Source organism: Olleya sp. Ti.3.14 (assembly GCF_038154885.1).
In the GTDB taxonomy this organism is placed as follows: domain Bacteria; phylum Bacteroidota; class Bacteroidia; order Flavobacteriales; family Flavobacteriaceae; genus Olleya.
This window is the reverse complement of record NZ_JBAKAO010000012.1, coordinates 54,075-67,392: the sequence shown is the minus strand read 5'-3', so window position 1 is coordinate 67,392 and position 13,318 is coordinate 54,075. Positions and strand designations below refer to the sequence as shown.

The window sequence follows — 13,318 nt, the reverse complement described above, 5'->3', positions numbered from 1 at the left end:
CAATATTTTTGAATATTCCGTAAATTGCAACCTTAAAACCCATTATATTTTAAGAATGACACAAGCAACACCATATAAACCAAAATATAAAGTTAGAATTGTAACAGCAGCAGCCTTATTTGATGGTCATGATGCGTCCATAAATATTATGCGTCGTATTATTCAATCTACAGGAGTTGAGGTAATTCATTTAGGACACGATAGAAGTGTGGATGAAGTGGTAAATACCGCAATACAGGAAGATGCTAATGCTATTTGTTTAACCTCTTACCAAGGTGGTCATAACGAGTATTTTAAATACATGTATGATTTATTAAAAGAAAGAGGCGCAGAGCACATCAAGATTTTTGGTGGTGGTGGAGGTGTAATCTTACCTTCAGAAATTAAGGAACTTATGGATTATGGTATTGCCAGAATCTACTCTCCCGATGATGGTCGTGCAATGGGATTACAAGGGATGATTAATGATTTAGTTGAACAATCGGATTTTGCTATTGGTGATACTTTAAGTAACGAGTTAGACATTTTGCCTACTAAAAATCCTAAAGCAATTGCAAGGATTATCTCTTCGGCAGAAAACTTTCCTGATGTAGCTAAAGCGACTTTAGATAAAATTCATATTAAAAATAAAGATTCTAAAACACCAGTTTTAGGAATTACAGGAACAGGTGGAGCAGGTAAATCATCTTTAGTAGATGAACTGGTACGAAGATTTTTAATCGATTTTCCAGAAAAAACTATTGGTTTAGTGTCTGTTGACCCATCAAAACGTAAAACTGGAGGAGCACTTTTAGGTGATAGGATTAGAATGAATGCAATCAACTCGCCAAGAGTATACATGCGTAGTTTAGCAACACGTCAATCTAACTTAGCTTTATCAAAATATGTAAACGAAGCAGTGCAAGTCTTAAAAGCTGCGGAATACGATTTAATTATATTAGAAACCTCTGGAATTGGACAATCTGATACTGAGATTATGGAACATTCTGACGTGGCTTTATACGTTATGACTCCAGAATTTGGTGCAGCTACACAATTAGAAAAAATCGACATGCTTGATTTTGCAGATTTAGTTGCCATTAATAAATTTGACAAACGTGGCTCTTTAGATGCGCTTCGTGATGTTAAAAAACAATACATGCGTAACAATAATCTTTGGGATATACCACAAGATCAGTTGCCAGTTTATGGTACTATTGCGTCGCAATTTAACGATCCAGGGATGAACACGCTTTACAAAGCCATCATGGATAAGTTGGTAGAAAAGACGGATTCGGTTTTAAAATCGACATTTGAAATTTCTCAGGAAATGAGCGAGAAAATTTTTGTTATTCCACCATCACGTACACGTTACTTGTCGGAAATAGCAGAAAGTAATCGTGCTTACGATAAAACAGCAAATACACAAGTTGAGGTAGCTCAAAAATTATACGGAATTTACAAAACTATAGAATCTGTTTTAGAGGTAACTCCACAGTTAGATAAAGCCGGAATAGCTTCAGAAACTTTTGAAATAAAAAAAGATAATAAAGATTTTGTAAGATTGCTTATTGCAGAATTTGACCGTGTAAAATTAAACTTAGATCCTTATAATTGGGAAGTGATTACAGGTTGGGACGAAAAAGTAAACAAATACAAAAATCCAATTTATAGTTTTAAAGTAAGAGATAAAGAGATTAAGATTGAAACACATTCTGAGTCGTTATCACATTTACAAATTCCAAGAATAGCTTTACCAAAGTATCAAGCTTGGGGTGATTTATTACGTTGGACATTGCAAGAAAATGTACCAGGAGAATTTCCATATACTTCAGGATTATATCCATTTAAACGTACAGGAGAAGATCCAGCACGTATGTTTGCTGGAGAAGGTGGACCAGAACGTACCAACAGACGTTTTCACTATGTAAGTGCAGGTTTACCAGCAAAACGCTTGTCTACCGCTTTTGATAGTGTAACGCTTTACGGAAACGATCCAGATTTAAGACCAGATATTTATGGTAAAATTGGTAATGCAGGAGTTAGTATTTGTTGTTTAGACGATGCCAAAAAACTATATTCTGGTTTTGATTTAGCAAATGTTATGACGTCGGTAAGTATGACAATTAATGGTCCTGCACCAATGTTATTAGGGTTTTTTATGAATGCTGCTATCGATCAACAATGTGAATTTTACATTAAAGAAAACGGTTTAGAAAAAGAAGTAGAAGCAAAAATAGCTAAGATTTATAAAGGTAAAGAACGTCCTACTTATAATGGCGACTTACCAGAAGGAAACAATGGTTTAGGATTAATGCTTTTAGGTGTTACAGGTGATCAAGTATTACCAGCAGATGTATATGCAGAGATTAAAACAAATACCATTGCGCAAGTTAGAGGAACGGTTCAAGCAGATATTTTAAAAGAAGATCAAGCACAAAATACTTGTATTTTCTCTACAGAATTTGCCTTAAGACTAATGGGAGATGTTCAAGAGTATTTTATCGAGAATAACGTCCGTAACTTTTATTCAGTATCAATTTCTGGATACCATATTGCAGAAGCAGGAGCAAACCCAATTACGCAATTAGCATTGACATTATCTAATGGTTTCACTTACGTGGAATATTATTTAAGTCGTGGTATGGACATCAACAAATTTGGTCCAAACTTATCATTCTTTTTCTCAAACGGAATCGATCCAGAATACGCAGTAATTGGTCGCGTGGCACGTAAAATTTGGGCAAAAGCAATGAAGCACAAATATGGTGCAAATGCAAGAGCACAAATGTTGAAATATCATATTCAAACGTCTGGACGTAGTTTACATGCTCAAGAAATTGACTTTAATGATATTCGTACAACGCTTCAAGCATTATACGCTATTTATGATAACTGTAACTCATTACATACAAATGCGTATGATGAGGCTATTACAACGCCAACTGAAGAATCAGTTAGACGTGCGATGGCTATTCAATTAATCATCAATAAAGAATTAGGATTAAATAAAAACGAAAACCCAATACAAGGTTCTTTTATTATTGAAGAATTAACAGATTTAGTTGAAGAAGCTGTGCTTTTAGAATTCGACAGAATTACAGAAAGAGGTGGTGTTCTTGGTGCAATGGAAACCATGTACCAACGTAGTAAAATACAAGAGGAAAGTTTATATTATGAAACGTTGAAACATAACGGAAAATTCCCTATTGTTGGAGTAAATACCTTCTTAAGTTCTAAAGGTTCGCCAACAGTAATTCCTGCGGAAGTTATTAGAGCAACAGAAGAAGAAAAGCAATTCCAGATTAAAACGTTATCTAATCTTCATGAGGCAAATGACACAAAAGCATTGCTTAAGGATTTACAAGAACGAGCGATTAACAACGAAAATATTTTTGAAGCGCTAATGGATGTTTGTAAAGTCTGTAGTTTAGGAGAAATTACTTCAGCGTTGTTTGAAGTTGGTGGTCAGTATCGCAGAAACATGTAAGCAGAGAATCACTATTTGTTTTCACGAAAAGTGAGTGAATCGCTTATCCCAAAACAAATTGGAGATCTCATTATAGTTTTTGGTATTTAGAGGATAACAAAGAATATTAATACATAAAACAAAAAAGCGTTTCAATATGAAACGCTTTTTTATATTCAATAAAAAAAACATGTCAATTAAACACACCTTCAAAGCACAAGTAGAATGGACAATTAATGATGGAGAAAGTACAAGTAATCCAAGAGCTTTTAGTAGAAATCATAAAGTAACCATTGCTAATAAAGTTTCGGATTTATCCGTGTCTGCAGCAAAACCATTTAGAGGAGATGACACGTTATACAACCCAGAAGATTTATTATTATCAGCTTTAGCATCCTGCCACATGATGTCTTATTTATACGTTTGCGCGCAAAACAATATAGAAGTAATAAGTTATACAGATGATGCAGAAGGCGACTTGGAAGTGAATTCTTCAGGAAGTGGAAGTTTTAAAACAGTAAGATTAAAACCTGTAGTAACTATAAAAAATGAAACTCAAAAGTCGTTGGCGGAAAACCTTCATAGTAAAGCAAATCAATTATGTTTTATAGCAAACTCATGTAATTTTCCAATAACACATCACGCTAAAATTATAGTAAAATAATTTCACCTAAAAAAAAAGACTTCAAATTTGCATCTTTTTTTAAGTCGTCACGTCTATTATATGAACCCATAAAAATAGATATTATGAAAAATATAAATTGCACTTGTGACTGTGATGGTTGCTCTAAAGGAAATTGTTTTAACTGCACATGTAATACGTGTACTTGCAATAACTGCAACTGTTAAGCATGACTTAAAAACAGTTTTAATAACGCTAGTTTTGGTAACTTTATACTAAGATTAGCGTTTTTACAATATAATCGATATGGATACTAAAGACATTTGGAAATTACATGCAGACGATATTAAATATTTTATTTTAAGTAAAGTAAAAGACGAGATAATTGCGGAGGATTTATTGCAGGAAACGTTTATTAAAGTACATACTAAATTAAATACTTTAAAAGATGAAGATAAGCTTAAATCGTGGCTTTTCTCCATTGCTAGGTATACCGTTTTGGACTACTTTAGAAGTAAAAAATTGCTGTATCAAACAACAGACGAAGATTTTATTTTTGAAGAACAAAAACTAGAACATACTGAAGCCGATTGTTTACATGGTATTATTAAAAGTTTACCTGAAAAGTACAGAGAACCTCTACTTTTAAGTGATGTAAAAGGTTTAAAACAACAACAAATTGCAGACCAATTAAATTTAGCCTTACCTACTATTAAGTCACAAATCCAACGTGGTCGAAAAATGATTGCTCAAGGTTTTGTGGATTGTTGTGATTTTGTAATTAATGACCAAGGATTTTTGGTTGGTGAAGTTAAAGACAAAGCAGACTGTAAAATGTGCCATTAATTACTACCTTTGTATTCTACAGTTTACACTAATATTTACATATCATAATTACATAAATGTCTTTCAAAAAATACCATCCTTCATTAAAAGAAAATATTGAAAAAGCAGGTTTTGAAACCACTAACAAGTTTCAAAAAGAAGTGATGCCTTTAATTAAGGCAGGAACAGATCTTTACGCAATAGGACCAAAAGGATGCGGTAAGACTACTGCTATGATTATTAGTACCATTCAAAAATTAGGAGCCGAGGCTTTTGAGGATTCGCCAAGAGCAGTAATTATAGCTAAAGACAAAAAAACGACCTTAGAATTAAAAGAACGTTTTGAAGCATTTACTAAAAGAACTGATTTACGCATTTACTGTGCTTATGAAGAGCATGATTTAGAAAAACAACGTGAAGAGGTCTATTATGGTGTGGATATTTTGATTGCAACACCAAAACGTTTAAGTAAATTGTATCATTTAAATAGTCTGCATTTAGGAGAATTGAAGCTATTTGTTTTACACGATGCCGATTTTATTACTAGAAATAATTATCACAATTACATTTTAAGATTAAGCGAAAGCGCGCCTAAAGCTAAGTTTGTGATTTTTTCTGAAACCTTTAATCCTAAAATTAAAGCCTTTCAAGACTCATTTATGTATAATGCAAGAGTAGTTGATTTTTCTTAAATAATTAAAGTGTCAACATCCAAGTTGTTTGCAATTTTCTAAATTTTCTAATCTCTCTTTTTAAAATTGGTAAGTAGTCTTTACCATTACTGTTACAAGATTCTAGACGACTACAATTTTTATACAACCTATTAGTTAAACGGTTTACGGATGCTATATGTCTGTGTTTTTTGTCACGACAATGCTCTAACTCTGCATTAATAATTTCTGGAGCTAAGGATACCGACTGTTGTACAATATCACCTGATACATAAATGTTGGTATCTTCTTTACCATCATCGTATAAGTATGCTAAATCCTGATTTAAATAGCTAGAAATGCTTCTAGATAAAACAAAAATTTGCATAGCCTGCTTATATATAGGTAGTTCTGACAGATGAGAAGGAATTGGAGCCGACATTTTAAGTTTAAATTTTTATCAAAAATAACGACTTACCAGTATTTTTAACTTTCGATTTTAAAGTATTAGTGTATATTTACTTTAAAATTTAATATATTTTTAAAATATTATTTAAAAATGAGTATAGATAAATTGAATTGGAAAATTTTGAAATGTTTACAACAAAACGCTAGGCAGTCCAGTGCTGCTATTGGTCGTCAGGTGGGAATAAGCTCACCTGCTGTATCAGAGCGGATAAAAAAAATGGAGGATTTAGGGATTATTCAAAATCATATCACGTTGATTTCTCCTTTTGAAGTCGGTTATCAGTTAAAAGCTTTAATTACTTTACAGGCGTTTATGGGTAAATTAAAACCGTTTTTAGAAAAAGTAAAAACCCTTGATGAGGTGGTTAATTGCTACAGGATTACCGGAAATGAAAACATAGTTATGGAAGTGGTTTTAAAAAACCACAAGCATTTAGAGGCTTTTATTGATCAATTAATTATTTATGGCGAATGTAAAACGCAAATAATTTTGTCTCATGTAGTTAAAAACAATGCTATAAAGCCAGTTTAAATTCGCCAAGGTGGATTTTTTCTATGTTTTCCTGCTTTAAATAATATAATGTTATTTCCGTCAGGATCTTTTAAATGCGCTTCTGTCCAAAGCCATGACTTGTCTTCAATATCAGATGTAAAAACTATCCCTTTTTGTTTCAGTTTAAAAACTAAATCTTTTAAATTTTCATCCTCAAAATATAGCGTTGTATTATCACTAGGTTGCATATTTATATTTTGGTGAATAGAAAAAGTAGCGTCACCATCAGGACAGGTAAACCTAGCATATCTTGGTAGTGCGTCAACAATAAGTTGCAGTCCTAAACATTTATAAAATGTGACGGATTTGTCTAAATTTTTAGAGGATATGGTTACTTGGTTTAAATTCATTTAGCTAATTTTTTTCCTTTCATAAACTGTTTTAATAGGTATAATAAAAACATGCACAATCCTCCTAATAAGGTCATGATATACCAAGTGTTATCAAAACCAACACCTTCAACAAGTTCCATACCTGTTTTGTGACCAAAGATATGTGCAAACGAAAAAGCTATCGAGTATAATGCCATATATTCACCTTGATTTCCTTTTTTAGCTTGTTGCAAGGCAAAAGCATTAGCAAACGGAAAGGCTATCATTTCGCCAATGGTCATTAAAAACATACCAAAAATTAAAATGCCAGACCAACTAGAAAAGTTAAGTATTAAAAAGCTAGTGGCAGTTAAAAACGCGCCAAATAGGATTAGTGACGTTTTTGCAAAACGTGTGTTTTCCAAATATTTAATTAATGGCATTTCTAATAAAAAAATAAAAAAACCATTAGCACCTAGTAATAATCCAATTTGCAGCTCGCTTAAATGATGCTCTGATCTATAGTATAAAGGCATTGTAGAAAAGTATTGCAAGAAGATAAATCCAAATAAAAACAAGGCAAACAAAAATATTATAAAGGGTTTGTCTTTATAAGCAGAGTATGGGTTGTCTACTTTAATTTCGTCTTGTATTCTTGCCTTTTTAGGATTTAATACATTAATTAAAACAAATGTAGCCGCAATACAAGTGATGCCATCAACCCAAAATAGTCCTCCATAACCCAATCCAACAATAATTAAACCTCCAATTGCAGGTCCTGCTGAAAACCCAAGATTAATTGCTAATCTAATTAAAGTAACGCTTCGTGTTTTGTTTTCGGGCTTGCTGTAAGCGCTTAAAGCAACAAACATAGCAGGTCTAAACATGTCTGCCACTATCATTAACGCAAAAATACCCAATGATAATGTGTAAATGGTTTTAAGGTATTGCAAACCAATAAACATAAAGCCTGATATAAATAAGCTAAATACCATAATTTTGTAGTAACCAATCTTGTCTGTTAGTTTACCTCCTAACCAAGATCCTAAAACAGATCCAAGCCCAAAAGCAGTCATTACTGTACCAACGTTTGATAAGGTAAATCCTAAATCTTCTGTTAGGTATAAAGATAAAAATGGGATTACCATTGTACCTGCTCTGTTAATTAGCGTAATTAACGATAGCCACCATACTTCTTTTGATAGTCCATCAAAAGTGTTTATGTAGTTGTTAAATAGTTTTTTCATGGTTTGGTTGTTGTTATAAATGTAAAAAGTCCAACGGTTAGGTTGGACTTTTTTGTATTGTATAAATTGATATTTACATCATCATAACATATTACAGCGCCAACTACCTGTGTTTATACAAGAGGTTTGTTTAGATAAATATGTAATGACTAATTTCATTTTTAATAAATTATTAGACCAAAGCTAAACAAAATTTTGAATAAGTTGTATTTTTGAGTTGAATTTTTAAAGTATTCATATTTAATATAGTAACGCATGAGATATATTATATTGTTATTTGTAATAATCACAAATTTAAGTTGTGCGCAAGATAAATTACCATTATTAGGAGATACAGATTACCAACGACAGATGAATGCGGATTTTAAAGATGCAGCCAAGTCACCTTTAACAGATAGAGATCGTAAAGTATTTAGAAGTCTAGATTTTTTTAAATTTGATAGCATTTATATGGTTAATGCAGATTTTAAACGCACACCTGATGAGACGCCTTTTAAAATGAAAACCACCACAGATAGAGAAGTAGATTATATTAAATATGGCGAAGCTACTTTTACTATTAAAGATAAAATATTAAAATTGAATGTCTATCAAGATTTAGACATGGCTAAGGAAGTAGGTCAAGAGGAAGCTTTGTTTTTACCCTTTATGGATAATACTAATGGTGTTGAAAGCTATAAAGGTGGACGCTACATAGAGGTTAAATTGCCTAAAGATGACAAAATATTTATAGATTTTAATAAAGCTTATAATCCCTATTGCGCTTATAATAAAAAGTACTCTTGTCCGATTGTGCCTTCTGAAAATATTTTATATGTACGTATTGAAGCAGGTGTAAAAAAATATACCAAAGCGTAAACTAAAATTGTTTAGCTAACCACATTCCCAAAAAGACTGCTAAAAAACCAAGAATAAAACTAGCGATTGTGTATAACGCAAAACTGGTAAAATCTCCAGATTTTAAAAATACATGGTTTTCATAAGCAAAAGTAGAAAAGGTTGTAAATCCACCACAAAAACCAGTAGCTAGTAACAATGTTTGGCTGTTACTAATTGTATTATTTTTTAAAGCTAAACCTAATATTATACCTATAAGTAAACTTCCTAATACATTGGCTAAAAAGGTTCCGTAAGGTATTCCGTTGTTTGTATTATTTAGCGCTTTTCCTATAATATAGCGTAGGACACTACCAAAACCACCACCTACAAAGACTAAAACAAGTTGTTTCATTTAATGATTTAAAGTTGTGTTGTTTTCTAACACTATTGGTAAATAAATTTCAGTAATCCAATCCGCAGGATTAGGCGTATTGCTTGGGTCTGTTACATATACTTCTAGCGCAACACCAGTTTTATCAGGTACTAAATTAATGTCTGTTTGATATTTCATAGCAGTATTCCAAGCCTCTTCAAGATGCGTGTAATTTCCTTTTAAAGTTGTTTTTAAGGCATTAAAAGGTTCTAATTGTCCAGTTAAAATTTCGCTATCAGTTGTAATAACCCTATCACTAGTTGGCATAGCACAAGAAAAAATGACTGCATTGTTTTCTAAATCCCATTTATGATATATAACAAAAGGAGCTCCTGAAGGCTTAATATTGTTGTCTGTAAGGTATTGTTTAACTTCAGGAAGCATTTGCTGCATTTTAACTTTAAAATTTTCAATTTTACTAGAAGTGGTATTATAAAGGTAAAAACCACCACTATGTTGTGTTACACCATTTACTTTAATATTATAAACCGTCATGCTTTTAACTATTTTTTGATCTAAAAGTTCTAAACTACGATCGTAATATGGTCCTATTTTACTATCCATTCCTCCAGTAAAAGCTGCATAGGCTTTAAAGCCAAAAGGTAAATCTTTACCAGAAATGGTCCATTTTACATCAGTACTACCATCTGCATTTGGTATAAAAGTCCAAACAACGTCAGAACTTGGGTAATCAGCAAACTGCATGGTTTGTGTAATGGACTTATTAGGATTGGTATCTATAGTGCGCATGGTACCTGTTTCACCATTATCAATCCAAGAGTAAGAACCATCAATACCTTTTGTTTGTTCTGGATAATTAATAGTCATTTCTGGTTTTTCTTCTGTCCAAGCATTCCAATCTTCCCAGTTTTTAAAATCTATCACTTCATTATATATTAAACTAGCAGGTGCTTGAATAGTTCTAGTTCTTGATACACTAAAATCATTAGGTTGTACTGCAATATAAATAGCTATAGCTATGATTGCAATAAGCAATAAAAATAAAAGGTATTTTAAGTATTTCATTCTTAAAAATTAAATGGTTGTTATTTCAAAGATAATCAATTTACAATTTGTTAAATTCTTATCTTTAAAGACTTTTAAAAAACTATTTAATTATGAAATTAAAATCAATATTAAGTGCTGCATTTGTTGCGACACTATTATGGTCTTGTGGTAATGACAAAGCAGAAAAGTCAACGACCCAAGAGGAACCTAAAGTAGAAACTGCTTTTAACTTTAATGTAGAAGAATTTGCAGATATTAAAATACTACGCTATCAAATTCCGGGTTGGGAAAAACTAACCTTAAAGGAACAAAAATTAGTGTACTACTTAACACAAGCTGGTTTGGCAGGTCGCGATATAATGTGGGATCAAAATTACAGACACAATTTAAAAATTAGAAAAGCATTAGAAAACGTGTATACCAATTATAAAGGTGATAAAACATCAGATAATTGGAAGGCATTTGACGCCTACCTTAAGCGTGTGTGGTTTAGTAATGGTATACATCATCATTATTCTAACGATAAACTTAAACCAGAATTTTCTCAAGAGTATCTAAAGGAAATTATGTCAGCAACAAACACAACATTGGCAGGTGAAGCATTTGATGTAATTTTTAACGACCAAGATGCTAAAAAAGTTAATCAAGCTAAAGGAGTTGATAACGTATTAGAAAGTGCAGTTAATTTTTATGGACCAAATGTAACTAATGCAGATGTAGAAGCGTTTTACAAAAAAATGAAGTCTCCAAATCCAGACAAACCATTATCATACGGATTAAACTCGCAATTAGTAAAAGAAGATGGTGTTTTAAAAGAGCGTGTTTATAAATCAGGTGGTTTATACGGTTCGGCAATTGATCAAATTGTAAAATGGTTAGAATTAGCAAAAGGAGTAGCTGAAAACCAAGAGCAAGCTACAGCCTTAGGACTTTTAATTAGATATTATAACACAGGAGACTTACAAACTTGGGATAATTATAATGTGGCTTGGACAGCAGCAACAGCTGGAAATGTAGATTATATTAATAGTTTTATTGAAGTTTATAATGACCCATTAGGTTATAGAGGGTCTTATGAAACTATTGTACAAATCAACGATTTTGATATGTCTCAAAAAATGGCAGTTTTATCTGAAAACGCACAATGGTTTGAAGATAATTCTCCTTTAATGCAAGAACATAAAAAAGAGAACGTGGTTGGTGTAACGTATAAAGTTGTAAACGTTGCAGGAGAAGCTGGAGACGCCTCACCAAGCACACCAATTGGTGTAAACTTACCAAATGCAAACTGGATTCGTGCAGCAGTTGGAAGTAAGTCGGTATCCTTAGGTAACATCATTCACGCCTATAATAATGCAGGAAGTACAGGTCGTTTAAAAGAGTTTGTAAACGATGACCAAGAGTATGAGTTAGAAGAAAAATATGGTCAAATAGCAGATAAATTACACACTGCTTTACATGAAGTTATTGGACACGCGTCAGGACAATTAAATCCAGGTGTTGGAGAAACTAAAGAAACCCTTAAAAACTATGCTTCAACTTTGGAAGAAGGTCGTGCAGATTTAGTAGGATTATACTATTTATACAATCCTAAATTACAAGAATTAGGATTAGTTGACGACTGGAAAAGTGTTGGTATGGCTGCTTATGATGGTTACATACGTAACGGTTTAATGTCTCAATTAATAAGACTTAATTTAGGAGATGATGTAGAAGAAGCACACATGCGTAACAGACAATGGGTAAGTGCTTGGGTATTTGAAAAAGGTCAAGCAGACAATGTTATTGAAAAAATAACAAGAGACGGAAAAACCTATTTTAATATTAATGACTACGATAAGCTACATGACTTATTTGGGCAATTACTGCGCGAAACACAACGTATTAAATCTGAAGGAGATTATAAAGCGGTTGAGGATTTAGTAGAAGGTTATGGTGTAAAGGTAGATCAAGCAATACATGCAGAGGTTTTAGAACGTAATAAACAATTTACATCACCTCCTTATAGTGGATTTGTAAACCCAGTTTTAGTACCAGAAACTAATGACGCTGGAGAGATTACTGCTATTAACGTAACACAACCAGAAAGTTTTGATGGTCAAATGTTATTTTACAGTAAAAATTACAACTTTCTACCAGAAGAAAATTAAAATTATAACGCTTTCGCGGAAATTAAAAAGCCTTAATCTAATTTAGATTAAGGCTTTTTTTATATTATAATTATAAGATGTATTTTACTTAAAAATCACTTTAATAGCGACAATCATACCAATAAAAGCAAGAAAAGCTAGTAGTATCCATAGGACACCTTTATAATGGACTTTGTGCAAGTTTAGATCCTTACGGTACATTCTAATCAGTACGATAATAAATGCGATAGCGAATAAAATTCCAAAAACGATTTGTCCTTTACTAAACATAATTTATTTTTAAGCAAAATTAGTAAAACTAAGTACTAACTTCAAGGAATAAAACAACAATTACATGCAAGATAAAATACAGGCTGTAAAAGCATTTCATACCGCTTTTAAAATAGGACACAGAGAAACACCTAAAGCAGATTTAGGTCTAGATAAAAACCTACTGCGTTACGAGTTAATGCGAGAAGAAAATGAAGAATATTTAGAAGCAGCAAAAAATAACGACCTAGTTGAAGTAGCAGATGCATTAGGAGACATGCTATACATATTGTGTGGTACAATAATAGAACATGGTATGCAAGATAAGATAGAAGAAGTCTTTGCAGAAATACAACGTAGTAATATGAGTAAATTAGGAGAAGATGGAGAACCTATTTACAGAGAGGATGGTAAAGTACTAAAAGGTCCAAACTATTTTAAGCCTAATATTAAAGCAATATTAGACAAGTAATATATAATAATTACAACAAAAAAAAAGCAACCAAATGGTTGCTTTTTTAGTTATCTAAAATTA

General features: G+C 32.1%; 13 protein-coding genes. 8 read left to right on the top strand and 5 right to left on the bottom strand.

Going from position 1 to position 13,318, the window contains the following annotated elements:
• Nucleotides 1-55: 55 nt before the first annotated feature.
• The 4 genes from V6251_RS14135 (at nt 56) to V6251_RS14120 (ending at nt 5,587) form a co-directional block, all read left to right on the top strand.
• A complete protein-coding gene (locus V6251_RS14135) occupies nt 56-3,469 on the top strand; it encodes a methylmalonyl-CoA mutase family protein (RefSeq protein WP_341588833.1) in 3,414 nt (1,137 codons plus the stop codon).
• A 169-nt stretch (nt 3,470-3,638) separates the two neighbouring features.
• Complete coding sequence (locus tag V6251_RS14130; RefSeq protein ID WP_341588832.1) at nt 3,639-4,112, top strand: OsmC family protein; 474 nt, start codon at nt 3,639-3,641, stop codon at nt 4,110-4,112.
• A 264-nt stretch (nt 4,113-4,376) separates the two neighbouring features.
• Nucleotides 4,377-4,916 carry a sigma-70 family RNA polymerase sigma factor gene (locus V6251_RS14125; RefSeq protein ID WP_341588831.1) on the top strand — a complete coding sequence of 180 codons (540 nt, stop codon included), beginning with the start codon at nt 4,377-4,379 and terminating at the stop codon, nt 4,914-4,916.
• Between the two features lie 56 nt (nt 4,917-4,972).
• Nucleotides 4,973-5,587: a DEAD/DEAH box helicase gene (locus V6251_RS14120; protein ID WP_145000507.1), complete on the top strand. Its 615-nt coding sequence runs from the start codon at nt 4,973-4,975 to the stop codon at nt 5,585-5,587.
• Nucleotides 5,588-5,591: 4 nt separating this feature from the next.
• Here V6251_RS14120 and V6251_RS14115 read toward each other — a convergent pair whose 3' ends face one another.
• Entirely contained in the window at nt 5,592-5,987 is a 396-nt protein-coding gene (locus V6251_RS14115) for a hypothetical protein (protein ID WP_341588830.1), read from the bottom strand.
• 117 nt (nt 5,988-6,104) lie between these two features.
• Here V6251_RS14115 and V6251_RS14110 point away from each other — a divergent pair, with 117 nt between their 5' ends.
• Nucleotides 6,105-6,545: an Lrp/AsnC family transcriptional regulator gene (locus V6251_RS14110; protein WP_341588829.1), complete on the top strand. Its 441-nt coding sequence runs from the start codon at nt 6,105-6,107 to the stop codon at nt 6,543-6,545.
• Here V6251_RS14110 and V6251_RS14105 read toward each other — a convergent pair.
• Both V6251_RS14105 and V6251_RS14100 read right to left on the bottom strand, forming a co-directional pair.
• The gene (locus V6251_RS14105; RefSeq protein ID WP_341588828.1) at nt 6,542-6,916 is read right to left on the bottom strand and encodes a VOC family protein; all 375 of its coding nucleotides are present in this window, start codon (nt 6,914-6,916) and stop codon (nt 6,542-6,544) included. The genes V6251_RS14110 and V6251_RS14105 overlap by 4 nt on opposite strands.
• On the bottom strand, nt 6,913-8,124 hold the full coding sequence (locus V6251_RS14100; protein WP_292943664.1) for an MDR family MFS transporter: 1,212 nt from the start codon (nt 8,122-8,124) through the stop codon (nt 6,913-6,915). Before V6251_RS14100 ends, V6251_RS14105 begins: the two co-directional genes overlap by 4 nt.
• 255 nt (nt 8,125-8,379) lie before the next feature.
• Here V6251_RS14100 and V6251_RS14095 point away from each other — a divergent pair, with 255 nt between their 5' ends.
• Complete coding sequence (locus tag V6251_RS14095) at nt 8,380-8,982, top strand: DUF1684 domain-containing protein (protein ID WP_341588827.1); 603 nt, start codon at nt 8,380-8,382, stop codon at nt 8,980-8,982.
• Between the two features lies 1 nt (nt 8,983).
• Here V6251_RS14095 and crcB read toward each other — a convergent pair whose 3' ends face one another.
• Nucleotides 8,984-9,355 (bottom strand): fluoride efflux transporter CrcB, encoded by a 372-nt coding sequence (gene crcB / locus V6251_RS14090; protein WP_341588826.1) that lies wholly within the window; start codon nt 9,353-9,355, stop codon nt 8,984-8,986.
• A complete protein-coding gene (locus V6251_RS14085) occupies nt 9,356-10,402 on the bottom strand; it encodes an SRPBCC family protein (RefSeq protein ID WP_341588825.1) in 1,047 nt (348 codons plus the stop codon). It abuts the gene before it with no gap.
• A 92-nt stretch (nt 10,403-10,494) separates the two neighbouring features.
• On the opposite strand from V6251_RS14085, the gene V6251_RS14080 reads away from it, so the two are divergent.
• Both V6251_RS14080 and V6251_RS14075 read left to right on the top strand, forming a co-directional pair.
• Nucleotides 10,495-12,534 carry a dipeptidyl-peptidase 3 family protein gene (locus V6251_RS14080; protein WP_341588824.1) on the top strand — a complete coding sequence of 680 codons (2,040 nt, stop codon included), beginning with the start codon at nt 10,495-10,497 and terminating at the stop codon, nt 12,532-12,534.
• 334 nt (nt 12,535-12,868) lie between these two features.
• Nucleotides 12,869-13,255 (top strand): nucleoside triphosphate pyrophosphohydrolase family protein, encoded by a 387-nt coding sequence (locus tag V6251_RS14075; protein ID WP_145000492.1) that lies wholly within the window; start codon nt 12,869-12,871, stop codon nt 13,253-13,255.
• Nucleotides 13,256-13,318 lie beyond the last annotated feature (63 nt).